The sequence below is a fragment of the Vibrio sp. DNB22_10_4 genome, from assembly GCF_052879755.1.
In genome coordinates, this window is the sequence record NZ_JBNNXW010000009.1 from 1 (window position 1) to 22,176 (window position 22,176).

36 protein-coding genes and 1 pseudogene are annotated in these 22,176 nt (G+C 42.8%); 30 read left to right on the forward strand and 7 right to left on the reverse strand.

Annotation, left to right across the window (positions count from 1 at the left end; all coding sequences use genetic code 11):
• Nucleotides 1-162: 162 nt before the first annotated feature.
• The 6 genes from ACVA6Q_RS17890 to ACVA6Q_RS17915 all read left to right on the forward strand — a co-directional run bounded on the left by ACVA6Q_RS17890 (nt 163) and on the right by ACVA6Q_RS17915 (nt 4,277).
• Nucleotides 163-531 (forward strand): GNAT family N-acetyltransferase, encoded by a 369-nt coding sequence (locus ACVA6Q_RS17890; protein ID WP_446648411.1) that lies wholly within the window; start codon nt 163-165, stop codon nt 529-531.
• Nucleotides 532-665: 134 nt separating this feature from the next.
• Nucleotides 666-1,436: a hypothetical protein gene (locus ACVA6Q_RS17895; protein ID WP_446648412.1), complete on the forward strand. Its 771-nt coding sequence runs from the start codon at nt 666-668 to the stop codon at nt 1,434-1,436.
• 157 nt (nt 1,437-1,593) lie between these two features.
• Entirely contained in the window at nt 1,594-1,983 is a 390-nt protein-coding gene (locus ACVA6Q_RS17900; protein ID WP_446648413.1) for a GFA family protein, read from the forward strand.
• Nucleotides 1,984-2,123: 140 nt separating this feature from the next.
• The gene (locus ACVA6Q_RS17905; protein ID WP_446648414.1) at nt 2,124-2,873 is read left to right on the forward strand and encodes a metallophosphoesterase family protein; all 750 of its coding nucleotides are present in this window, start codon (nt 2,124-2,126) and stop codon (nt 2,871-2,873) included.
• Nucleotides 2,874-3,009: 136 nt separating this feature from the next.
• Complete coding sequence (locus tag ACVA6Q_RS17910) at nt 3,010-3,627, forward strand: LysE family translocator (RefSeq protein WP_446648415.1); 618 nt, start codon at nt 3,010-3,012, stop codon at nt 3,625-3,627.
• Nucleotides 3,628-3,767: 140 nt separating this feature from the next.
• Entirely contained in the window at nt 3,768-4,277 is a 510-nt protein-coding gene (locus ACVA6Q_RS17915; RefSeq protein ID WP_446648416.1) for a ClbS/DfsB family four-helix bundle protein, read from the forward strand.
• Nucleotides 4,278-4,653: 376 nt separating this feature from the next.
• Here the strand turns inward: ACVA6Q_RS17915 and ACVA6Q_RS17920 are convergent.
• The 3 genes and pseudogenes from ACVA6Q_RS17920 to ACVA6Q_RS17930 all read right to left on the reverse strand — a co-directional run bounded on the left by ACVA6Q_RS17920 (nt 4,654) and on the right by ACVA6Q_RS17930 (nt 6,289).
• Nucleotides 4,654-5,679: pseudogene (locus tag ACVA6Q_RS17920) on the reverse strand (IS110 family transposase).
• 81 nt (nt 5,680-5,760) lie between these two features.
• On the reverse strand, nt 5,761-6,051 hold the full coding sequence (locus ACVA6Q_RS17925) for a type II toxin-antitoxin system RelE family toxin (RefSeq protein WP_005377002.1): 291 nt from the start codon (nt 6,049-6,051) through the stop codon (nt 5,761-5,763).
• Nucleotides 6,041-6,289 carry a type II toxin-antitoxin system Phd/YefM family antitoxin gene (locus tag ACVA6Q_RS17930; protein ID WP_005377003.1) on the reverse strand — a complete coding sequence of 83 codons (249 nt, stop codon included), beginning with the start codon at nt 6,287-6,289 and terminating at the stop codon, nt 6,041-6,043. The genes ACVA6Q_RS17925 and ACVA6Q_RS17930 overlap by 11 nt, the downstream gene beginning before the upstream one ends.
• A gap of 196 nt (nt 6,290-6,485) precedes the next feature.
• Here ACVA6Q_RS17930 and ACVA6Q_RS17935 point away from each other — a divergent pair, with 196 nt between their 5' ends.
• Both ACVA6Q_RS17935 and ACVA6Q_RS17940 read left to right on the forward strand, forming a co-directional pair.
• Entirely contained in the window at nt 6,486-7,061 is a 576-nt protein-coding gene (locus tag ACVA6Q_RS17935; protein ID WP_446648417.1) for an NADPH-dependent FMN reductase, read from the forward strand.
• A 219-nt stretch (nt 7,062-7,280) separates the two neighbouring features.
• Nucleotides 7,281-7,754, forward strand: coding sequence for a GNAT family N-acetyltransferase (locus ACVA6Q_RS17940; RefSeq protein WP_446648530.1), 474 nt, complete (start codon nt 7,281-7,283; stop codon nt 7,752-7,754).
• Between the two features lie 113 nt (nt 7,755-7,867).
• Here ACVA6Q_RS17940 and ACVA6Q_RS17945 read toward each other — a convergent pair whose 3' ends face one another.
• The 3 genes from ACVA6Q_RS17945 to ACVA6Q_RS17955 form a co-directional block, all read right to left on the reverse strand.
• Entirely contained in the window at nt 7,868-8,185 is a 318-nt protein-coding gene (locus tag ACVA6Q_RS17945) for a CcdB family protein (protein WP_446648418.1), read from the reverse strand.
• Entirely contained in the window at nt 8,185-8,430 is a 246-nt protein-coding gene (locus tag ACVA6Q_RS17950; protein WP_446648419.1) for a type II toxin-antitoxin system CcdA family antitoxin, read from the reverse strand. Before ACVA6Q_RS17950 ends, ACVA6Q_RS17945 begins: the two co-directional genes overlap by 1 nt.
• 193 nt (nt 8,431-8,623) lie before the next feature.
• Nucleotides 8,624-8,902 (reverse strand): type II toxin-antitoxin system RelE/ParE family toxin, encoded by a 279-nt coding sequence (locus ACVA6Q_RS17955; RefSeq protein ID WP_446648420.1) that lies wholly within the window; start codon nt 8,900-8,902, stop codon nt 8,624-8,626.
• A 218-nt stretch (nt 8,903-9,120) separates the two neighbouring features.
• On the opposite strand from ACVA6Q_RS17955, the gene ACVA6Q_RS17960 reads away from it, so the two are divergent.
• The 19 genes from ACVA6Q_RS17960 to ACVA6Q_RS18050 all read left to right on the forward strand — a co-directional run bounded on the left by ACVA6Q_RS17960 (nt 9,121) and on the right by ACVA6Q_RS18050 (nt 19,895).
• Nucleotides 9,121-9,507 (forward strand): VOC family protein, encoded by a 387-nt coding sequence (locus ACVA6Q_RS17960; protein WP_446648421.1) that lies wholly within the window; start codon nt 9,121-9,123, stop codon nt 9,505-9,507.
• Between the two features lie 51 nt (nt 9,508-9,558).
• Complete coding sequence (locus tag ACVA6Q_RS17965; protein WP_446648422.1) at nt 9,559-10,032, forward strand: N-acetyltransferase family protein; 474 nt, start codon at nt 9,559-9,561, stop codon at nt 10,030-10,032.
• Between the two features lie 69 nt (nt 10,033-10,101).
• A complete protein-coding gene (locus ACVA6Q_RS17970; protein WP_353496302.1) occupies nt 10,102-10,524 on the forward strand; it encodes a GNAT family N-acetyltransferase in 423 nt (140 codons plus the stop codon).
• Between the two features lie 225 nt (nt 10,525-10,749).
• Nucleotides 10,750-11,163, forward strand: a complete 414-nt coding sequence (locus tag ACVA6Q_RS17975) for a GNAT family N-acetyltransferase (protein WP_446648423.1) — start codon at nt 10,750-10,752, stop codon at nt 11,161-11,163.
• A gap of 21 nt (nt 11,164-11,184) precedes the next feature.
• A complete protein-coding gene (locus ACVA6Q_RS17980) occupies nt 11,185-11,631 on the forward strand; it encodes a GNAT family N-acetyltransferase (RefSeq protein WP_446648424.1) in 447 nt (148 codons plus the stop codon).
• Nucleotides 11,632-11,690: 59 nt separating this feature from the next.
• Nucleotides 11,691-12,338 (forward strand): glutathione S-transferase family protein, encoded by a 648-nt coding sequence (locus ACVA6Q_RS17985; RefSeq protein ID WP_446648425.1) that lies wholly within the window; start codon nt 11,691-11,693, stop codon nt 12,336-12,338.
• Nucleotides 12,339-12,584: 246 nt separating this feature from the next.
• Nucleotides 12,585-12,812 carry a hypothetical protein gene (locus ACVA6Q_RS17990; RefSeq protein WP_418642184.1) on the forward strand — a complete coding sequence of 76 codons (228 nt, stop codon included), beginning with the start codon at nt 12,585-12,587 and terminating at the stop codon, nt 12,810-12,812.
• A 53-nt stretch (nt 12,813-12,865) separates the two neighbouring features.
• On the forward strand, nt 12,866-13,648 hold the full coding sequence (locus ACVA6Q_RS17995; RefSeq protein ID WP_429759583.1) for an aminoglycoside phosphotransferase family protein: 783 nt from the start codon (nt 12,866-12,868) through the stop codon (nt 13,646-13,648).
• An 86-nt stretch (nt 13,649-13,734) separates the two neighbouring features.
• Entirely contained in the window at nt 13,735-13,977 is a 243-nt protein-coding gene (locus tag ACVA6Q_RS18000; protein WP_446648426.1) for a hypothetical protein, read from the forward strand.
• Nucleotides 13,978-14,165: 188 nt separating this feature from the next.
• Nucleotides 14,166-14,405, forward strand: a complete 240-nt coding sequence (locus tag ACVA6Q_RS18005; RefSeq protein ID WP_042499796.1) for a hypothetical protein — start codon at nt 14,166-14,168, stop codon at nt 14,403-14,405.
• A 281-nt stretch (nt 14,406-14,686) separates the two neighbouring features.
• Nucleotides 14,687-15,292 (forward strand): hypothetical protein, encoded by a 606-nt coding sequence (locus tag ACVA6Q_RS18010; RefSeq protein WP_446648427.1) that lies wholly within the window; start codon nt 14,687-14,689, stop codon nt 15,290-15,292.
• Nucleotides 15,273-16,022 (forward strand): class I SAM-dependent DNA methyltransferase, encoded by a 750-nt coding sequence (locus ACVA6Q_RS18015; protein ID WP_446648428.1) that lies wholly within the window; start codon nt 15,273-15,275, stop codon nt 16,020-16,022. The genes ACVA6Q_RS18010 and ACVA6Q_RS18015 overlap by 20 nt, the downstream gene beginning before the upstream one ends.
• 244 nt (nt 16,023-16,266) lie before the next feature.
• Nucleotides 16,267-16,830, forward strand: coding sequence for a pyridoxamine 5'-phosphate oxidase family protein (locus tag ACVA6Q_RS18020; protein WP_446648429.1), 564 nt, complete (start codon nt 16,267-16,269; stop codon nt 16,828-16,830).
• A gap of 22 nt (nt 16,831-16,852) precedes the next feature.
• Entirely contained in the window at nt 16,853-17,314 is a 462-nt protein-coding gene (locus ACVA6Q_RS18025) for a RidA family protein (RefSeq protein WP_446648430.1), read from the forward strand.
• An 11-nt stretch (nt 17,315-17,325) separates the two neighbouring features.
• Nucleotides 17,326-17,925, forward strand: a complete 600-nt coding sequence (locus ACVA6Q_RS18030) for an HAD family hydrolase (RefSeq protein ID WP_446648431.1) — start codon at nt 17,326-17,328, stop codon at nt 17,923-17,925.
• Nucleotides 17,926-17,949: 24 nt separating this feature from the next.
• Complete coding sequence (locus tag ACVA6Q_RS18035) at nt 17,950-18,489, forward strand: DinB family protein (RefSeq protein WP_446648432.1); 540 nt, start codon at nt 17,950-17,952, stop codon at nt 18,487-18,489.
• Nucleotides 18,486-19,091 carry a LysE family translocator gene (locus ACVA6Q_RS18040; protein ID WP_446648433.1) on the forward strand — a complete coding sequence of 202 codons (606 nt, stop codon included), beginning with the start codon at nt 18,486-18,488 and terminating at the stop codon, nt 19,089-19,091. Before ACVA6Q_RS18035 ends, ACVA6Q_RS18040 begins: the two co-directional genes overlap by 4 nt.
• A 29-nt stretch (nt 19,092-19,120) precedes the next feature.
• Nucleotides 19,121-19,675 carry a nucleotidyltransferase family protein gene (locus ACVA6Q_RS18045; RefSeq protein ID WP_446648434.1) on the forward strand — a complete coding sequence of 185 codons (555 nt, stop codon included), beginning with the start codon at nt 19,121-19,123 and terminating at the stop codon, nt 19,673-19,675.
• A gap of 70 nt (nt 19,676-19,745) precedes the next feature.
• Complete coding sequence (locus ACVA6Q_RS18050; protein WP_446648435.1) at nt 19,746-19,895, forward strand: hypothetical protein; 150 nt, start codon at nt 19,746-19,748, stop codon at nt 19,893-19,895.
• A 43-nt stretch (nt 19,896-19,938) separates the two neighbouring features.
• Here the strand turns inward: ACVA6Q_RS18050 and ACVA6Q_RS18055 are convergent, their stop codons facing one another.
• Nucleotides 19,939-20,412, reverse strand: a complete 474-nt coding sequence (locus ACVA6Q_RS18055) for a redoxin family protein (RefSeq protein ID WP_446648436.1) — start codon at nt 20,410-20,412, stop codon at nt 19,939-19,941.
• Nucleotides 20,413-20,614: 202 nt separating this feature from the next.
• Between ACVA6Q_RS18055 and ACVA6Q_RS18060 the strand changes: the two genes are divergently transcribed.
• The 3 genes from ACVA6Q_RS18060 (at nt 20,615) to ACVA6Q_RS18070 (ending at nt 22,172) form a co-directional block, all read left to right on the forward strand.
• Nucleotides 20,615-21,175: an AAA family ATPase gene (locus ACVA6Q_RS18060; protein ID WP_446648437.1), complete on the forward strand. Its 561-nt coding sequence runs from the start codon at nt 20,615-20,617 to the stop codon at nt 21,173-21,175.
• A 72-nt stretch (nt 21,176-21,247) separates the two neighbouring features.
• Nucleotides 21,248-21,586: a zinc ribbon domain-containing protein YjdM gene (locus ACVA6Q_RS18065; protein ID WP_112460837.1), complete on the forward strand. Its 339-nt coding sequence runs from the start codon at nt 21,248-21,250 to the stop codon at nt 21,584-21,586.
• A gap of 52 nt (nt 21,587-21,638) precedes the next feature.
• Nucleotides 21,639-22,172, forward strand: coding sequence for a GNAT family N-acetyltransferase (locus tag ACVA6Q_RS18070; protein ID WP_446648438.1), 534 nt, complete (start codon nt 21,639-21,641; stop codon nt 22,170-22,172).
• Nucleotides 22,173-22,176 lie beyond the last annotated feature (4 nt).

Genomic DNA, 22,176 nt, shown 5'->3' on the forward strand with positions numbered 1-22,176 from the left:
CGGTTTGGTTGAGTTCAGTGATTACGTGGCTTTGCTTAGGTGCTGTGTTCGTTAGCTGCAACTTAGCAAGGCGTTAGGCTTTCAGAGGGTAACATGGAAATATGTCTAAGATCGGCGACTGCTAAGGATATGGATTTTCTTCACTTGCTAAGAGACCAAACTATGCGTAGCTACCTTGAACAAGCAGATATGCCGGTTTCATACGATTCATATCAAGCACGTATTCAATTTGAGTTTCAGTCGGCTCAGATAGTGGAAGTCGACAATCAATCAGTAGGTTTGTTTAAAGCGGTTTATCAACACGAAACCAACCATTGGCAGATTATACAAATTCAAATATTACCTGCCTTTCAAGGTTTGGGCATTGGTAGCAAGCTAATCACTGAACTCATCGATACCGCAGCAAAGTCTGACGCTAAAGTAGGGTTAAGTGTAATTGACTCAAATCCAGCGAAAGCGCTTTATGAACGCTTGGGATTCGAGACTATAGGCCATGAAGGTTCAGAGCACCTCATGGAGTTAAAAGCCTAACAAATTGTTCAAGCAGACAGCTAACAGTCGGCGATTTTGGTTTGGTTGAGTTTAGTGATTCCGGTGGTCTTGTTTGAGTACAGTGGTAGTTAGCTGCTACTTAACAAAGCGTTAGGTGCTTAAATGGTATAAATATGATCTTTGATACTCAAATAATATCCTATTGTCATTCGGGACACTGGGAGCAAACTAAAGCGCAAGGTGCTGAAATATCGTCGGTAACAGCAAGCGAGTTCCTTCTGTTTCATACTAGAGAAAACAGTAAAGCTGACTATTATGTCCTTAACCCGATTCAGTTTGGTGGGAAGCATATGCCTCCGCAATTTGCTCAGTCTCATGGTGATATTACAAATGCAAAATGGGCGAAAATGGGTTCTAAACGGACAGACAGCGTAATAATCGACTTAAAACAAGATTTTGATTCTTATCGAATGTTCGGTAACGAGGCGATAACTGAAATTATCAACAATAAATCTATGCATTTTTTTCAAATGAGCATCGCTCATTTAGACAAGAATAAGCAAAAAATGCTAAAGAAAAAAATGGAGTTTTTACTTGATAACAACGTGATATGTCACGCTCTAAATTCGGAAGATTGTGAATCTGGTATGACATTGCTATCTGAATTTATGAAAAATATACAAGTAAAAGACAATATTAAGAACACGGTAAATGACTTGCTAATTTTGGCTACTGCCATGAACAAGGGAGTTAAGCTAAACACTGAGGACAAGGTTTTAGGGCGATTTGCTAGTAATCATTACAAAGCAAAAGTAACTGAGCATCACGACTCTATAGTTATTAGCTTTCCTACTAAAGAAGAGACTCACAAAATTATAAAGGCTGAGAGTAAAGGTTACATCAACAGAGGTTGGCAAGTCTCAATGCGTAAAGGTAATCTGTAGGTCCGCACCTAACAAAACGTTTAAGACAGATTCCCAACGCATGGCATTTTTCATTCCATCGTTGGGTCTTGTGTTTACGGTGGTATGGTTAGGTTTCGTGGTAGCGTTGCTCACTACTTAACGCGGCGTTATGTGTCATTCGAGTATTGAGGAAATTATGGTCAAAGGGAGTTGTTTGTGTGGCTCAGTTAAGTACGAGATTACCGGTAAAATTGGTGACATAGTGCATTGCCACTGCAAAACCTGTAGGAAAGCGCATGGAGCCGCATTCTCGAGTGTCGCTGCTGTCAAGGATGGGGATTTCTCAGTGTTCGGCTCTGATAAGCTTAAATTCTTTGAGTCATCAAAAGGGAAGCATCGTTACTTTTGCTCAAATTGCGGTACTCAAGTCTATGCCAAACGTGAAGATACTGAACATATTATACTGAGGCTCGGTTCGCTTGATAGCGACATTTCGTCGCCAGAACAGGCGCATATTTGGGTTTCCCAAAAAGCTAATTGGTACAACCCAGACTCAGAGCTGCGCCAATGCCAAGAGTATGAGTAACACATAACAAATTGTTCAAGCAGACAGCTAACGTTTGGCGATTTTGGTTTGGTTGAGTTTAGTGATTACGGTGGCTTTGTTTGGGTGCAGTGGTAGTTAGCTGCTACTTAACAAGGCGTTATAAGCACAAGGAGTGCATAGTGGAAAAATTCGCAATATTGTCAGATATCCATAGTAACATTTTTGCGCTTGAGGCAGTGGTTAATGATGCTAGAGCAAAAGGTTTTACGGCTTTCATTAATCTAGGTGATATTTTATACGGCCCAATAGCACCGAGGCAGACATACGATTACTTGCAATCATTGGGGGCGATAACTATATCGGGTAATCAAGACCGTCAGATATACGAGGCCACGGACGCTGAAATAGAATCAAACCCTACAATGCAATTTATTCTAAGTGAGTTAGGGCAGGAGCCATTAAATTGGATGAAGCGACTACCGTTTGACTTACAAATCACAAATGACATTTATGCATGTCATGGAACACCGACTGATGACCTTGTATATTTGTTAGAAGACATTAGTACTGGAAAACCAATAGTTCGGACTGAGCAGGAAATCATTGAAAGACTAAATGGTATATCCTCTCCGGTTATTATATGTGGTCATACGCATACACCAAGGTGTGTTGAGTTATCTACAGGGCAATTAATAATAAACCCTGGTAGTGTTGGTTTACAGGCATATATGGATGACGAACCAAGTGTTCACTCAATGCAAAACTATTCTTCAAGAGCATCATACGCAACATTACAGCAAAACACAGACGGCAAGTGGGACGTAGTTTTTCATAAGGTAACGTATGATGTTGAAAGTGCTGTAAGTGAAGCCCAAAAGCGAGGCAGAAATGACTGGGTTCATTTCCTATCCACTGGCAGGTGCTTATAACAAATTGTTTAAGAGTGATTCGGCACGCGTGGCATTTTTACTATGCGTTGCGTTTGGTGGTTAAGGTGTTATGCGGAAGCTCAGGTATTGCGTGCCTCACACCTTAACAAGGCGTTAGTTTTATGGAGGAAATATTGTGGAAATCTGGAAGTTATTGTTCTTTATACCTGCGTGTTTTGCGCTCAATATGACTCCTGGTCCAAACAATCTATTGTCAATGAACAATGCTCGTTGTTACGGTTTCAAATCCGCTTTTATTGCAGGACTTGGTCGTATTGCTGCATTCGCTGTAATGATTGTCTTGGCTGCTTCTGGTTTAGCAGTCGTTCTTTATGCTTCTGAGACCCTATTTCTAACGATTAAAATTGTGGGCGCGGCTTATTTGTTGTGGATTGCCTTTAATCTTTGGCGCTCGGAAGCAAGTCCTGTTTCTGAACTAGAAAATACTCGCAACCGATTAGGTTTAGCTAAACAAGAATTTTTTCTAGCCGCCGGTAATCCAAAGGCGATCTTAATCTTTACCGCCTTTCTACCACAGTTCGTCGATGTTTCAGCAAGTGTAAATGAACAGTTCTTCGCTTTAGGGGCTACGTTCCTGATTTTAGAAATGGGTGCAATATCAATTTATGCGATATTTGGAATGTACTTAAGGCAGTGGTTCACGAAGCCGAAAATGGCAAAGCGCTTCAATAGAGGTTGTGCAATTTTTTTGGCTATGTCTGGAGCAAGCTTGTTACTGAGTCGCCAGAAATAAAACTAACAATAAATTTAAGCAGATTCGCAACGCTTGGCACTTTCGGTTTGAAATCGGCTTTAGTCTTTACGGCACAATGGTTTAGGTAGGTGGTAGCGTTGCTCACTACTTAATTTGGCGTTATGTGAATGGAGATAACAATGTCTTCTGTACCAAAAAATAAGAACGAACTAGTGCTGGCGATAAACTCGATATTCCCCAAGTTGTTGGCAGATTATCGCCAAATACCTGAAGAACTCTCTCGTGAAATCGGTGTTGAAGGGAATGTTAAAGGTACGCAAATCAGTGTTTGTGACACGGTAGCTTACCTGATTGGTTGGGGGCAACTTGTTTTAAAGTGGCATACCCTTAAGTCACAAGGTAAACAAGTAGACTTTCCCGAAACTGGCTACAAGTGGAACGAATTAGGCTTGTTGGCTGAGAGCTTTCATCGCAAATATCAACACTTGAGCTACGAAGAATTGCTTATTGAGCTGGAGTCGACGACCGATAAGGTTCTTTTGTTAATTTCGACCTTAAGTGATGATGAGCTGTATGGTGTTGATTGGTATGAGAAGTGGACGCTTGGTAGGATGATTCAATTTAATACGTCTTCACCAATGAAGAACATGCGTACAAAGGTTCGGCGTTTCAGTCGAAAATTCACATAACAAATTGTTCAAGCAGACAGCTAATAGTCGGCGATTTTGGTTTGGTTGAGTTCAGTGATTACGTGGCTTTGCTTAAGTGTTGTGTTCGTTAGCTGCTACTTAACAAGGCTACATGGATTCCCCCGGCTGTCAAACATCCGCTAAACTTCAAGTGATGGGTTTTGGACTGCCGCTCTACATTCGGTCTACTTATCAATGATTCGCAACATCGTGACCCTGATGACTTTGCGCGACTGCGGTGCCTTATTCGTTAGATGACATTTTAATGTCCGCCGCATTAACAGGCTCTCCGCACGTGGTCTTAACCTATCTCCATCCATTGCGTCTGCTATGACCCGGTGGGTGTAATACTCTCGCTGCTTGGGCTCGTCAGAGCTTAAGCAGCGTAGTTTTCATACTCCGTTTGATTGTGTAACAGTGACCAGATAATTCGGGCGTTCTTAGCCGCTAAAGCGACAACCGCTCTGTTCATGCCTCGTCGTTCCAATACATTCCGACACCACTGACTCAGCCTGTCTTACTTATCGCCGAGGTTGGCTATGACGGTTCTTGCTCCGTGAACGAGCAGTGTACGAAGGTACTTGTCCCCATGTTTGTTAATTCTCCCTAGTTTGGGTTTACCGCCCGTAGAATATTGCTTGGGAACTAGGCCGAGCCAGGCAGAGAAGTCTCGGCTCTTATCAAACTGAGCTCCATTACCTATCGAGGCTAATATGGCGGTCGCGGTTTGAGGGCCGATCCCTCGAACTTTCATAATGCGTTGAACGTTATCACTGATCTTAGCGAAGGACTCGAATGTCTGTTCGGTATCCGCAATGCGTTGGTTGAGAGCATCAAGGTGTTGGTATGCGTCATGGAGGACGACTCTAGCAAGTTGAGGAAGTTCGTTTTCTGCACCTTCGAGAATGAGTGGAACTTGTTTCATTAATGACGAGCGCCCGACGGGCATAACAAGCCCAAACTCAGAAAGCAAAGCTCGAATGCGGTTCATGATAGCAGTTCGCTCGCGAACCCAATGCTCACGCATACGGTGTACCGACAAGATAGCTTGCTGCTCAGGTGACTTTGTTGGAACAAAACGAGTCGCAGGACGTTGAACAGCGTCACATATCGCGACGGCATCATTGAGGTCGTTCTTTCCTTTAGTTCTGTATGGAGCGACATATTTAGCCGCCATGATGCGCGTATCGTGGCCAAGTTTGTTGAGTGTTCTTGCCCAGTAATGTGCACCACCGCACGCTTCCAAGCCTATACGCATATGCGGAAGGTTTGATATGGTAGTCAGCAACTTAGAGCGTGTAACCGACTTATGTAGAATAACTTTGCCTTTTTGGTCAACGACATGAAGACTGAAGTGGTTCTTAGCTAAGTCGATACCGCCAGAATACGAATAATCAGACATGGTGCCTCCGGTTCTAACAAGTACCACAAGAGTGTGGCAGATCCTCGGGAGGGGGAATCCATGTCATTCGTTATACCGTAATCAATCATCTAACCTTTTCATGGCTTTACGGTAAACATCGCTACGTTCTCGTTTCCCGACTGCTAAGACGGTTACAATGATGACATCGTCTTCAACTTTGTAGACGAGACGGTAGCCCGATTGACGCAACTTAATTTTATACATGTTGTCGGCTCCAGAAAGTTTTGAAGCTGGAACATGTGGGTTATCTAAGCGCTCGATTAGCTTTTTCTTAAATTGTTGTTGCAGAGTAGAGCCAAGCTTTTTCCACTCTTTGAGTGCGCTCTTTTTAAAGTCGAGTTTATAGGTCATCAATATTTACCGAAATGCTCTCTTCAGATTCTCGCTCTTTAGCGATAGCTAGTAGTTCAAGATCTTCGAGTCTGTCCATCATCATTTCGTACGCTTCGGCAGGTACGCAATAAAATGCTGGCTCATTTCGGTTTAATACAGCAACAGGCTCGCCATAAGCACTAGTTGCAACTTTCATAGGGTTAGCTTTCAACTCGGTAATGCTTGCAGCAACATCGGCTAAAATTCTAGTGGTCATATAATCGGTCTCTTAAGTGGTCTTTATGTTGGTCATTTTAGCCTCAACAAAGCGGTATAACAAGTTGCTTAAGAGTGATTCGCAACGCGTGGCATTTTTACTATGCGTCGGTTTATGTGTTTAAGGTATTATGCGGAGTCTAAGGTATTGCGTTGCTCACACCTTAGCAAGGCGTTAGCATTCGACAGGAGATAACATGTACATTTTGGTAGTAAGTTCGAGCTTGGATCCAAATAGTCGAAGTCGTCAAATCGCTAAGCTGTGTATTGACGAACTACAATCGTTGGATAGACAAGTTAAGTTTGTTGATTTGGCGGAACTTAATGTGCCAAATTTTGATAACGACAAAATATATAATACGGAACAATATAAGGTGTTACATAAGTTAACGTCTGAGGCGAGTGGTATTGTTTTATGCAGCCCAATTTATAACTGGGGATGTTGTTCTGAGTTAAAGAAATACATTGAATATGTTGGGTCTACACCTCCTGATGGTAGCTTAACTGGCGCACTCTTCGATAAAGTGGTGACGTTTGTAACCTCAGCGGGGCTACCTCATAGCTACATGGCTGATTCTGCGCTCTCGACGTCACTAAGCATTGATTTCAAGTGTATTATCAACCCTTACAACTTGTATGTTCATAGTCGTCACTGGGTCAATGATACCCTTTCGGATGAAAGGCTACCCAGACTTGAAAAATCTATGAAAGTAATGGATGAGCTCTGTAGTTTATTGAGTGCTAGAACATATAAGTCTGGGTGGGAACTGTAATGCTAACAAAACAATTCAAGAAGACAGCTAACAGTCGGCGATTTTGGTTTGGTTGAGTTAAGTGATTACGGTGGTTTTGTTTGAGAGCAGCGGTTGTTAGCTGCAACTTAGCAAGGCGTTAGGCATCAAATTGGTTCTCACTTTTGAATCTGGTTGTTCTCTGAAAAACAAAGTCACGGTAGTATAGTGAATATAGCTCGATAATCATGGGGATACATGATGAATATAGTGAAAGTAGACAATACAAATGCTCATGTTTATGCCAACCTCTACCAAGCGTATGGCGCTGAATTTTCGAGAATCATCGATGATAAGCCTGATGAAAATGGTCTGTTCGAGGTTTATCCTCAGCTAAATGGAACAGTGACAGGTTACTTGCTCTACTTAGATGGACTTCCGGCTGCTTTGACAGCAATAGACGAGAAGTCACCAAAAGGATTTGAAATCTGTGATTTTTATGTCCTGCCTTGCTTTCGCAAAAACAAAGTAGGGAAACGCTTTATTTCCATTTTGTTTAAACAGCTTGGAGGCTCATGGGAAATCAAACAGGTAGCGGGTGCTGAATATGCTATCAGTTTCTGGCGTGATGTGGTCGGGGATTACACGTCTGGAAATTATGTTGAAGACGTATATGAAGACCATAAATGGGGAACAGTAACAAGGCAATGTTTCTCTCACGACAAAAATGCCTAACAAACAATTCAAGCAGATTCGTAACGCTCGGCGAATTTACTATGCGTTGGTTTTCGTGTTGTAAGTGGTATGCGGTGGCTTGGTCACTGCGTTACTCATTACTTAGTTGGGCGTTATATGCCAGTCACTAAGAAGTCTATTGCAGCGATTATTTCATTTCTGAATGCAGTCAGTTCATTAACTGGGTCAGTCAGGATTTGCACTGGTACACTCGCCATCTGATGGGTAAGAATTGCGAAGTCATCTTCTTCGATGTGGATAGTTGGACATAAATGAGTAGGGGTCTTTTTTTCAATTAACTCAAGTGGAGTCAATGGAATAACCAAGCGAGTATTAAGTGTATCTAATAACTCGCTTTGGACATCGACAAAGTAAGGGTATGCAGTTGCGGTGCTTTTATCGTTGTTTTTGTAGAGCGTAAATTGCGACATCAGAATACTCGGTGCGAATCAGAAAATAGTCCATGCTTTTCAGTTAGTTCATTGCATGCGTCAATGGCTTCAGCATTTTGCTCTAGCCACTCAGCTTTCAATCGCTTCCTGACTTCTTGTTCTAGTGCTTTTTCCATCGTGGCTGACAGGTTTATGTTTAGGCGTTTTGCTTCACTTAGTAATTCACTGTTTAAGCTAAGGTTTGTTGCCTTCTTTGGTGCTTGTGTGCTGTAAGTATGTCGCATGGTTTTCTCCTCTGCGCATCGATAGTGCGCATAAAGTATATGCGATAAAAAGGCATGCAACAAATTGTTCAGCCAGACAGCTAACAGTTGGCACTTTTGGCTTGAATTGATTTTAGTGATTACGGTGGCTTTGCTTGGGTTCGGTGGTGGTTAGCTGCTACTTAACAATGCGTTAGTTCCCCAGGGGAAGCAATCAATCCATGGGAAATTTTTGTTTCTGGTGGAGCACGCGCATAATTCGGATAATGTCTCCTTCGATCCAATAGGAGACGACCATCAAAATCTCAGCAATTATATGTAGTCGCCCACGAATACCGTCTCCCTGCACACTCATAAGTGGCTGCTCTAGCGAATTTTCTACTTTTGCTTCGATGAGGTTGTCAGTTTTCTCTGCCGCATCAGGGTTGAAGTCATAGAGAAACTCAAAGATGTTTTCACGATCTTTAAGTGACTCTTCTTCCCATAAAATCATTGCTTACCTCGATATGCGTGTGTTGGAGATGGTCTAATCATTAGTGCGAAAAATCTACTACTGCTTTAGGCGATTTAGTTTGGTAGCGTTTGTTGTATAGCGCGGCTTTTCTTAGAATTTGATCGCAGAAAACAACTATTGGAAGATGTAATGAAAGACCCGGATGCTAAATTTGCTGAGTTAGGTGTTAGCGGTGAAAAATAAAACAAGGAAAGTACATGAATCTAAACCAGGTTACATTAGCCGTTCACGATATAAAGTTGGCGGTCGAGTTTTATAAGAAACTGGGGTTGACTCAAATTGTTGGTAACGATCATTATGCTCGCTTTTCGTTTCCTGATGGCGACGCTACGTTTTCTGTTTATTTAGACACAGAAAAACAAGGCCTAGATTGCCGTGGAGTCGTTTACTTTGAGCATGAAAACCTGCATCAATTGGTCGCTGATCTAAAGGCAGCTGACATCGAGTTCACGCAAGATATCACTATGCAAACTTACCTTTGGGAAGAAGCCGCGTTAACAGACCCATCAGGCAACAAAATTAAGCTGTATTGGGCGGGAGAAAATCGGTTAAACCCACCTTGGAAGCTTGAGGCTAGCGCCTAATTAACACTTAACAAATGGATTGATATTGACCAATTGGTTCTAGGTAGGGAGATGATTGTGATCGTAAGGAGTGCGATTAAGAGTGACGCAATTACGCTGTTGAGCCTTATTGAGCAAAAAGCGGAGTTTGACCGTGCTATGAAGGGCTTTAATGGTGAAATCTCTACGACGGTTGAGAAGATTGAACGCACTTTGTTTGGTGATTATCCATTTGCGCACGCTTTATTATTGGAGCAGGACGACGACGTTTTAGGTTTTGCCTTATTCCACTACCGATATTCTTCTTTTAGTGGAGAGCCTTCCATCTGGCTTGATGACCTCTTAGTGGCAGAAAATCAAAGATCAAAAGGTCACGGCCACAAGCTAATGTTGGCCTTAAAAACGCAAGCAATATCATCATCTGTTTCCCACATCTCGTGGACTGCTAGTCCCCACAATAACAAAGCCCATGTGTTCTATAAAAGACTCGGAGCGGAGGTGGAACGTTTGGACGGACAGAGGCCGTACTTTCGTTGGGTAATGTGAGGGTAGCAATCGCAATTGAAGGTAGCGTGTAGAGTTGTTTAAAATGAAAACAAGGGAATCATCTGGCGCATGAAGTACAAAGAGAGAGCGGCCTCTCATGATGACTTTGAGTTTCTTTTTGAACTCAAGAAAGCCGCTGAGTATGACGCGGTGGTTAGAGTCTTTGGTTGGGATGAAACAACTCAGCGCCAATTACACGAACAAGAGTGGAACGAAGCTAAGCCAACAATAATCGAACTTGATGGGAAAAGGATAGGTAGTTATCTATTCGAAGTACAACCTGATGGTTACTACTTCGGCCGTTTCTTCTTGTTGCCCGACTATCAAGGTATGGGTATTGGAAGCGCTGTCATGAAAGCTTGTATTGCGCGATCTCGCTCGAAAACTATCCATCTTTGTTACCTTAAAGGTAATCAAGTACATAGCTTGTATGAGAGATTTGGCTTTACGGTTGTCAACCAAGATGAGCACTTTGTGTATATGCGTAACTAGACCTCTAGACAAAGAGTAAGAAGTCTATATGGTTCGAGCGCTGCTGTGAAGCTCGTGGCCGATTCATATACCAAGTCCGGTCGACCTTTTAACAACCGGTATTGTTGGGTATGTGAATTTGGTCATGGAAGGCTGATAAAGGTAAGGGCTTATCTAGACTCTGCTTTGATCTCAAGTACGTAGGATGAGCTTTGATTAATCAGGTGCACAAAGAAGAGAGGCGGTATGAACATAGTCCAGTGTGAGCCAGACTCTGAATATTTCTTTGAAGTCGAAGGGCTATTTAAGGTGCAGTGGCCGGATTTTTCTTTCGATAACTATAATGTTCAGTTACCACAGCCGATAGCTGTCGTAGCCGATAACAAGCTTGTCGCAGGCATTACTTTTACGCATTATCCACACCCTTTGACTCGTAAGTCGGTGATATGGATAAATGCACTTTATGTCTTACCCAAATTTCGTAAAAAAGGTGTCGCGACACAACTGCTGGAGCTCGCTACGCAAAAAGTGATGGCGTTGGGACAGTCTCAAACTTTGGCATACACAGATATTCCAGAGTTCTATCAGGCCATGGGGTGGGTTGAAATTGGCGTGACTTCAGATTCGGTCCATAAAATAATGGCTTTCACGATGTCATGAAAATGGGGAGCATCGGGAAGTATGGAAGTACATATTGTTTCAAAAAATGATTTGAGTAGCGTACATGCATTGGTCAAGGAGGTGGCGACCATTGATGTATTACCTCTCCTCAATACGCAAGGACAGAATGAATTTATAACGCGTGTTCTGGGTGACATAGAGTCGACCTTTGATACATCCTCTTACTACAGCGTTAAAGCTTTGGTTGAAGGGGAGATAGTCGGATATGGTGCTATTCGTGATGGAAATTATCTAACACATCTATTTGTCTCAAAACAATCACAGGGAATGGGGGTTGGAGATTTTATTTTGTCACACTTGTTAGGCAGCACAGATGTGGCAGAAGTCAGTCTACGTTCCTCAGTCAACGCGATGAGTTTCTATGAGAAGCATGGCTTTGTTGCAACAGGGTCTGAGTCAGAATTTAATGGGATACGATTTGTGCCGATGACTTTGCGTGTTGTTTAACAGTAAAGCGTAATTCGACTATTGAGAAGTATCGGTAACAGCTATACAAGGAGTGAGTGTTGTTCAAACTATATTACTATCCAAATAATGCGAGTTTAGCGCCCCATTTTCTGCTACATCACGTGAGAGCAGATTACGAGCTGCTTTTGGTAGATAAAGAATCGAATTCACAAAAATCGGCAGACTACCTGAAGCTCAACCCTGCGGGGAGGATACCGACACTTGTTGTCAATCAACAGCCTATTTTTGAAAGCCCGGCGATTTGCATTCACATCTGTGAATTGCATCCGGACTCTGGCCTAATGCCTGTGATAGGTAGCCCTAAGCGACCATTGTTCTTGCAGTGGCTAGCATTTTTGAACAATACATTGCAGGCCGAGCTGATGGTTCGATATTACCCTCATCGTCATACAAATGATGAAAAGGCGATTCCGAATATAGTTGCTGCGCAGGATGAGAGAATAGCGGAAGCATTATCAATTATTAACGGGCAGCTGGAGCATAATAAGTACCTGATTGGCGACCAGTTAACGGCATGTGACTACTTTCTTTTTATGTTGGCTGAGTGGTCGTTACCTATTGAGAATTCTCCGCTTAGTTTTGAGTATTTGGCGGCTTACTTGAAACGGTTGTGTGCCAACCCAACGATAAAGGCGGTCTGTGAATTAGAAGGCATAGACTTAAAGCCATTCGAAGGTAATCAGTAATTAGTCACACAGCCACCATTTTCATGAAAAATTCGGCAATGTGAAAATCACGTAAGTACACCTACTCCAAATAACGAGTTTCGCGCCTTTAAGTATGTCAAAAAGCGAAATCCGATAAAATAACAAGGAGGTTGATATGAGCCAATCAGCGACATGCCTTTGTGGCAAAGTAACCATTACGCCAAAGAACATTAACCCCCAGTTTACGGTTTGTCATCCTCGAATAGCCACTATAAGGAATAGACATTGGCTAAGCATCTAGAAACGACGAAACGGCTCACAATCGAGTTTGTTCGATATTTCGCGGCATCAGTATTGGTGCTTGGTATTAATGGCGAGTTGTTTAACATTGGTCTTAGGGTATGGTCCGAAGGCGAGATGTCGTTTTATAGCGATGGTCTTTGGGGCGTGAGTTTATTTTTAGCTTTTGTCCTAACCTGCTGCGTGATGTTTAACAAGTACTGTCCAGAGTAGCAGCAGTAGATATTTAGTTAACTATCAGATTTATGTAGGGAGCGTTGAACTTGATAGAGGAATTATCCGGTGGCAGAGGTGCTGCCATCTATCGAAAGGAAGATAAAGTCCTGAGGCCGGCTGGCCCTTGGTCGCCAGCGGTTCATACATTACTGAATCATCTAGAACGCGTCGGGTTTTCAGCCGCACCCAAGTCTTTTGGTTTTGACGAAAACGGTAATGAAATTTTGTCGTTTGTGCCAGGCGAAACGACGAACTTCCCTCTTGAGGGTGATATTGCCTTATCTGATGCACTCGCTTCAGCGGCACAACTGTTGCGAGCGTATCATGATGCATCAAGCAGTTTAGTTGAGACCGCAGACGTGAGTACTATGCGTTGGATGCTACCTACGATAGAACCGATAGAGGTTATTTGTCATGGAGACTTTGCGCCATACAACGTTGCCTTGAATGGACCCTCGGTAGTCGGGGTATTTGATTTTGATACCGCGCACCCAGGCTCTAGGATTTGGGACATCGCCTACGCCGTTTATACTTGGGCACCTTTCAAAACTCACAGCGATGATGCATTCGGTGATTTACAGATTCAGATGCAGAGAGCAAAGTTGTTTTGTGATGCCTACAGCTTAGGTGTTGAGTTGAGGCTGTGTTTAGTCGAGGTAATGGTGAATCGAATTCAGGCGTTAGTAGATTTCATGCATACACAAGCAAATCAAGGTAATCAGGCTTTTCTTGAGAATATCAACGACGGTCATCATCTTGCCTACCTTTCAGATATTGCCTATTTGAAAGAGAATGAAAATATTATTGCAAAGACTTTAGTCGCGGATGTGTGATGACTCGTATCGTGGGAAAATTAATATCCTATCCTTAAATCTATCTGTTAGCGTCAGTACTGAATTGACACTATTTGGGGGGATTCATGGAGTTTAAGTTCTTTACGAAAGATGGCGGATATACCTACTTAGAGACAAGTTCTGAGACCTACAAGCAAGAGGCAAGTCAGTTGATTGAACAGGGGTTTATTGAACAGTCTTTGATCATTAGTGCAGATAGCGCCAAAGAAGCAGAAACGATCTTCAAAGATGAACATCAAGGTTTTTTCAAAAAGCTTAACATGTTGTTGGGGCCTTTTATTACTCCTGGCTATCACCGAAGCAAATAGAAAATAGAAAATAGCAAGTAGCAGTCAATTCTCCGGTCATATATAACTATCAAATTTGTTAATGGCTGGAGTGTTGACTACGTACTTCACATTGTGGTTACATTTTTGCGTAAAATTTATTATTGAGTGTTTTCACAACTTCTGTGTTTGGTTAGTCTTGGCGAGATAATTAACCAAAGGCGGACTATATGGAAAGCTATTGTAAAAAGTGCAGTCAAGTTACTCAACATAAACAGCATCTTCAAGAGGCAAAAGATAACTATCCTAATACATTCTGGGGTGGGGTAAAGAAGTACGTCGTTGAGACTCTGCTAATAGGTGAAAACACAGATATGGCACTTAAAAAACTGGATGAGCAAGAGCTGGTACTTACGTGTACCTTTTGCGGAAACAAAAAAGTAGAAAATCAAGCGACAGAACTTCAATAGTCGCTATAGAAATAACGATAGATCTCTTTGAGGTGGCGATACCACTTGCCGCCTCCGTCATAAACAAGATTCGTATAATCCTCGAAGTTTTAATCTTTCCAACTAAAGTCTGTATTGTCCAAGTTCTGATAGCGAGTACGGCATATCTTTGCTCTATTCTAGAGTCACTTCAAAAATCCTCACTTAGTGTAGTTACAACTTGCTTGTCAACTGATTGAATATCCGCATCGCATGAGATACCTCGAAATGGGGTCAAGATACACGGTGAACAAGGAAGAACCATGATACGTTATTTACCAAAGCTGCCATCAGGAAGGCAGATAATCGCTCTATTAATCGTAACTAATTTGATCTATGCATTAATGCTGGGCTATACCATACCCACATTAATGGAGTACTCCTCTGGGTTGCCAATATTTGATATGTCACCAATGGGTTACAGTTACGATCAAGCTATGACCTTGTTGGCCGCACTTGGCGGTGAAGGGCGTGCATTCTATTTAACTCAGCTAGCACTGGATATGATCTATCCGGCAATGTTTGCGATGACTTATTACCTTTTGTTTGTCTGGCTTCTAGCGAAATGCGGAATCATCAACGGCGTATGGCAATGGTTGGCAATGTTGCCCGTGCTCTCTGCAGTTGCCGACTATCTAGAAAACATCAGTATTTGGTTGATGCTATCGAGCTATGAGGATGTGACTCCGTTGATGGCCGAGACTGCCTCAATGTTTACCGTAACCAAGAGTATGCTTGGAATGTTGTATTGGATCTTTTTACTCGCGTTTGTGGTTGTTGCGATAGTGCGTTGGGTAAGGCATAGCAAGATAGGAGTTAAAAATGCCGAAGTGGTTTCTGGAGCGGTGAATGAAACAAAGTCAAAGTGAGTTCTGGTCTGGCGCTGAGTACGATGACCAATATAGTGAATTGTACGATGAAGAGCTGGCATTTTTGAAGTCGTTAGTAGAGCGATTCAACTTTAAAACATCTCTAGATGTTTGCTGTGGGACAGGACTTTTGACGATAGAGATGTCCAATTGGATTGATTGTGTGGTGGGTATAGATATATCCGAACCTATGCTGGATCACGCTAGGCTGAAGTCGGCTCACTCGAATGTTAAATTTATACACGCCGATGCAACTGATTTTGCTTTGGACGTTGACTTTGACTTAGTCGTTATGACTGGAAATGCCTTTCAAGCGTTTCTCACTGACGAAGACTGTCTTGCGATGCTGAAAAGTATTCGTTGCCATATGAAAGATGAGAGTTTATTTGTGTTTGATACGCGCCTTCGTGGGCTAAGTCGAGCCGATTCTTCTACCTATAGCGACAGTTATTTAACGTCCGGGGGGGAACAGGTTCAGGTGAGGGGCGTTCAAAGAGTACATGAAAGTATTAAGAATACCGTTATTTATGATATTCAACGTGATTATGAGCATAGCGATACTCGCAAAACCACCATCGAGTTAAGATATCGCTCTATTGAAGAAATTCGTAATTGTCTGACTATGGCAGGTCTTGAATTAGTAGAGATCTATTCAGATTGGAGCAAATTAGAATTCTTTAATGATACTCGCACTGTAGTTTGTATAGCGAATAAAAAGGATTGTACATGAAACTAGTTTCCCCACGCGAAGAGTATCGCCCCCCGTTTAATCTCGACGTGTAGTGTTTTCGATTACATGTTAAATCTTCTGTTAACTTCCCGAGGCAGTTCAAAAAATAGTCTTGTTAAAGGTTACATTTATTGATTCAACTGGTTGAATACTTGGATATAGAAACTCAAGCTAATCTCGATGATAGTGACATTAGTTTGGTTGGGAAAAATAACAATCCGTTTGGCACAGGGAATTAAGATCTATGGGAAAGAAATTTAGTGAGTTAACACAAAAGCACGTTGAGTTTATTGAGTCGCAGAAAATCTATTTTGTGGCAACGGCGGCTGAGAGTGGCACAGTAAATTTGTCACCGAAGGGGGGAGACTCACTTCGAGTCATTAACAACAAACAGATCGCTTGGCTGAATTTAACAGGGAGTGGCAATGAATCTGCCGCTCATGTTCTTCTTAATAGCCGTATGACGCTGATGTTTTGTGCATTCGAAGGTGCCCCTCTGATTTTGAGAACTTACGGGCAAGCAGAAGCGCTTCATATTAATGATGAGCGTTGGAACGATTACGCGCCTCTATTTCCTCATAGTCATTCCAACAGGCAAATCTTCATTCTTGATATAGATCTCGTTCAGGCATCTTGTGGTATGTCAGTCCCGTACTATCAATATGAAGGCGATCGAGATGACTTGGATAAGTGGGCGGATAGACTTGGTTCTGAGGGTATCGAGAATTATTGGCGAAAGAAAAATCAGCAAAGTATTGATGGTTTTGAATCCGAGATTGTAGAACGAGCTGGATTAAAACAAGAGTAGCTTGTGCACTAAAGGAAAATTTATGTCTATCGAAAGTAGAATGGCTGAACTCGAACTCGTTCTCCCTACAGCGAGTGATCCTCAGGGTAGCTATTGCAACTGTGTCCGTACCGGAAATCTTTTGTATGTGTCTGGAAAAGGCCCCGTAGCAGGTCTAAATGATGTCCCTAAAGGTAAACTCGGTCGAGAATATACGACTGAGCAAGGATATGAGTTTGCTAAGGTGACAGGACTAGACATATTGGCTGCTGTGAAACTTGAATTGGGCAGCCTTGATAAAGTTGCTAGAGTGGTCAAGCTTCAAGGCTTTGTTAATGCCACAGAGACGTTTGAACAACACCCTAAAGTCCTAGATGGCTGTTCGGACTTGATGGCACAAATATTCGGAGATAAGGGGGTTCATGCTCGTTCGGTCTTTGGTGCGCAGTCGCTAAGAGCTAACTTACCTATTATTATTGATTCAATTTTTGAAGTTGAAGATTGATTGGTTGAAAAGTGAATCTAGCACTATTTGATTTTGACGGCACCATTACCACTGAGGATACGTTTACTGCTTTTTTGTTTTACGCATCTTCCAAGTCACGAATTGTCATTGGGCTTAGTATAGTGTGGCCGGTGATCGCTCTTTACAAAATAGGTTGGTTGCCCGCGAGCAAAACGCGCCCCATTTTATCGAAGGTTGCCTATTGGCACCGAAAAGAAAGCGATGTGATTGCCTGTGCTCGCCACTTTAATCATGAGTACTTAAACAAGGTAGTAAGACCTGAAATGGTCGAGAGGATCCGTTGGCATCAGCAGCAAGGTGATGAGGTCATTGTCGTCTCTGCATCGCTAGACCCTTATCTTCGGATTTGGTGTGAACAACAGGGTGTTAAACTCATCTGTAGTCAATTAGAGGTGAGGGGGGCTCGCTATACTGGGCGTTATGTTCAAGGGGATTGCAGCGAAGAGCGTAAGGTGACGTTTCTAAAATCTTCACTCAATATCAGTCAGTTTGGCAAAATTTACGTCTATGGCGATACTCCAGAGGATCTGCCTATGCTGGAGCTTGCCGATGTAAAGTACTACCAGGGGCAAGAGCTTACCCAACAGTGAATTATGTAAGAGCAAGGAGGCTCTATGGATATTGCAGCTAACTTTAGAGTGTTGGCGCTGTACAACCAGCGAATGAATCAGCAACTGATAAAAGTATGCGAAACTCTGAGTAATGAAGAGCTTCACCAAGATCGCGGTGCATTTTTTACGTCGATTATGGCGCATTGGAACCACATATTGTTTGGTGATTTGATCATGTTACAACGCTTGGTCGCCAACCAGTGTGTTGATGTCGGGGAGGATAAGCTAGCCAATCTCCCTACATCCAAATCGATCCACGATACCTTTGTAAAAGATATCGAACATTTAAAATCTCTAAGAAGCACTGTCGATGACATTTATATCGGTGTCACTCGTCAGCTTACACATGAATCTTGCCAACGACTTGTTCGCTACACTACGACAGAAGGCATACTGATGGAGCGAACAGTCGCTCAGTTTTGTCAGCATATCTTTAATCATCAAACTCATCATAGAGGCCAACTTACCTGTTTATTGAGTCAAATAGGCGTAGATTTTGGTTGTACTGATTTGCCGATGATTGTTCGGGAGACGGTATTATGACCCTCGCTTCATCATTCGCTCTATTCTTTGCTTTGGCACTTTCCGCCGCCATTCCAGGCCCAAGTGTTTTAGCTGTCGTCTCTAGGAGTTTGTCGAGTGGCATGGCACAAGGGGTGCTGGTGGTAGTCGGTGTGATTATCGCGGACATAGTCTTGATTAGTTTGGCGCTACTTGGGCTAACGACATTAGCTTCACTCTTAGGCGAGTTCGCTGCAATATTGAAGTATATTGGAGCATCTTATCTAGTATGGATGGCATGGAAGATGTGGCATTCGAATCCTAATACTGAGCAAAGTGTTGTAGAGGGGTCAGGTTCCAGTGTGTTGACAGGCTTAGTGATGACGCTTTCCAACCCCAAAGCCATTTTGTTTTACATGGGCTTTCTTCCTGCATTCGTTGATCTTAGTTCGCTAACAATCGTTGATAGTGCCACTATCTATATGCTTTCGATGTTCGCCGTGGGTGGCGTGCTGACATTTTATGCTGGCTTTGCGACCGCAATGCGTGATCAACTGAAAGACAGGCTCTCAAGTCGCTGGTTAAGCAAACTCTCCAGTGGGGTTTTCGCTTCTTGCGGTGTTTTGCTTGTGGTGAAACAATAGCGCGCTCCGTCACACGCTAGGACTACTCAATGCAGCAAATACTTGATCTTATTAAGCAAGATCCGATAAGACTGTCGGTATTAGAGCAAGTCCGTAGGCTAGATTTGCCTCAGTGTTATGTCGCCGCTGGATTTTTAAGAAATCTAGTTTGGGATCATTTACATAATAAGCCTGTTGCAACGCCTCTCAATGATATCGACGTTATCTATTTTGACGAACGTGAGTCCAACCTCAACGCTTACCTTGATTATCAGCATCAGCTTTCTACAGCGATGCCGCTACTTGAATGGCAAGTTCGCAACCAAGCTTTAATGCACCAAAGAAACGGTGATGGCTCTTACACAAGCACATTACATGCGATGAGTTTCTGGCCGGAAAAAGAGACGGCAGTAGGCATAAGAAAGCTTGCTGAGAATGAGTTTGAATGTATCGCTGCATTTGGTTTTGAAACGCTTCTCTCTGGCCAGATTACTCACAATCCCAAAAGAGACAGACGCATTTTTCTGCAACGAGTTGAAGAAAAGCGATGGCTGACGCATTGGCCGCAGCTTCAGGTGATCACAAGCAAAATGAATGAAAATTAGTTGTTGACCTCAATGTAACTTGAGGTTTTACGCTTAGCCTGTATTTAGGGAAAACTAAAGAGGGCAGACTATGCAAAACAACTACGACAAAACACTTGCGATAAAAACGTTTCAAGAAGAAGTTCACCGAGAGTACTACAAAGCCCAAGATAATCGATTTCATTGGAAGAGCTTTTCGGCGGGCGTCTTAATTGCCATGATGGTGAGCATCCCTTGGTAGAAAGTCCGATTGGTAGAGGCTCACCATCATCTGCATGTAAGGATTAAAGCGCTTTTAGAATGGCCTCAGCGGTACTGACTTCAAACTGGCTCGGTGCTTCGACATTGAGTTGGGTTACCACGCCGTCATCTACAATCATTGCGTAGCGTTGAGAGCGGACTCCACCAAACGAAGCGGTATCCATATCTAGGCCAATGGCTTTGGTGAATGCGCCATCGCCATCAGCGAGCATCATCAGTTCACTGGCATTTTGGGAGTCGCCCCATGCCTTCATCACAAACGCGTCATTAACTGAAACGCAGCAAATTAAATCCACGCCTTTCTCTTTTAATTTATCAGCTAGAACAATAAATCCTGGTAAATGCGCTTCCGAACAGGTTGGTGTAAACGCACCCGGAACGGCAAATAAAACGACTTTCTTATCTTTAAATAGGGTTTCTACTTCATGGTTAACCATGCCATCAGAAGTGAGTTCACTGAGCGTCGAGGCGGGTAATGATTGACCTTGTTGAATCATAACGTGGTTCCTTGTTGTTTGTTCTAACGATAGTTCCCCGCAGGGAGTGTTTAATGTACGAAACTGAATCCAGGATAGTTCGTAGTCTTAGTCTTGGTACTTGATAATTGTGAAGCCGATCTGGTTCTTATCGAAAACAGTAAGATTGTGTCAGCTAATTAGTTAAGGTTAGATCAATATTACGTATTGAACGGTTAACTTAATGAATTTTATTATACTTTTTGGACCGCCTGCGGTAGGTAAAATGTCTGTCGGTCGAACACTCAGTAAGCAGCTTGGTATTCCACTGTTCCACAATCATATGTCTATCGAACCTGCTTTACAGTTCTTCGAACACGGCAGTTCGTCATTTCGACGTTTTGTTTCTACTTACAGACAAATGATTTTTGAAGAGACCATAGTGAGTAAACTTGATGGACTTATTTTTACTTATGTATGGGATTTGGACAGTGCTCATGATCATCAGTTTGTCGAGAAAACCTGTAATCAATTTAAAGATGCGGGAGCATCTGTACTGCTGGTGGAATTAACAGCATCTTTAGAACAGAGACTATATCGCAATACAACTGAAGAGCGCCTTCAAGAGAAGCCATCGAAACGAAATATTGTGCAGTCTGAGTCACGGTTACTTCGCGCGAATGAGAAACATCGAATGAACAGCAATGAAAAGGATGTGTTGCAGTTTTCTCACTTACTAATCGACAATACGGAACTCACTCCAGCTCAAGTTGCTAGGAAAGTGATTCAACACTTGAACACCTAGTGTGGCAGGTCGACATGATGTGGTTAATAAGGCAGAATACCCCGCATTATTTGCTAAAGAATTGATGAAGTTATGTCGTTGCCTCCTTGTCCAAATTGCCAGTCTGAATATGTCTATCAAGACCAAAACCAATTGATTTGTCCTGAATGTGCTCATGAGTGGAATCCTGTAGAGCTTGCAGAGGACAGTGAACTGAACATCAAAGATGCGAACGGCACAAAGCTTGAAGAAGGTGACCGTGTCACGTTAGCCAAAGATTTGAAAGTCAAAGGTAGCTCGCTGGTGTTAAAAATCGGCACCAAAGCGGTGGTAAGGCGTATCGTTGAGGGCAAAGACCATCAGCTGGATTGCAAAGTTGACGGTGCGGGTGAAATGATGATCACCGCTAAGTTCGTTAAAAAAGCCAGCTAAAAAAACGAAGCCAAGGTGCTATTAGCGCTTATTGGGATGTGGAGTAGCAGAAATGGATGTAGAGCGACTCAATACACAGCATTTCGATGCGTTGTTCGATTTTGAACAAGAGAACAAAGCCTGGTTTGAACAGTTTGTTCCAGCAAGGCCTGCTAGCTACTCTAATTTCGTTTCGTTCTGTCAGGCTCAGCAAGCACTACTTGACGAACATGAGCAGGAAACCAGTCTATTTTTTGTTGTTGTTGACTCGGACAAAATTGTTGCGCGGATAAATGCGACCCAACTGACTGCAGGGGAGTCCACTCATAGAGCGTGCGCTTCTAGAGAATGTGAGTTAGGCTATCGAGTAGCGGAAGACTACCAACAGCAAGGCGTCGCTTCTTTTGCGGTTGCTAGAGTGCTGCAACTTCTTCATAAAGATTACGGTGTGCAGCTTGTCTATGCGAAAGCCGCGACTAATAATCCTGCGTCGATACGAGTCTTAGAAAAGTCAGGTTTCAATAAGGTATCGGAACGAACTGAGCCAGCGCGAGTCAATAGTGGGACATTGCATCTAGCTCAGTTCGAATGCTTGCTAACGTCTTAACATG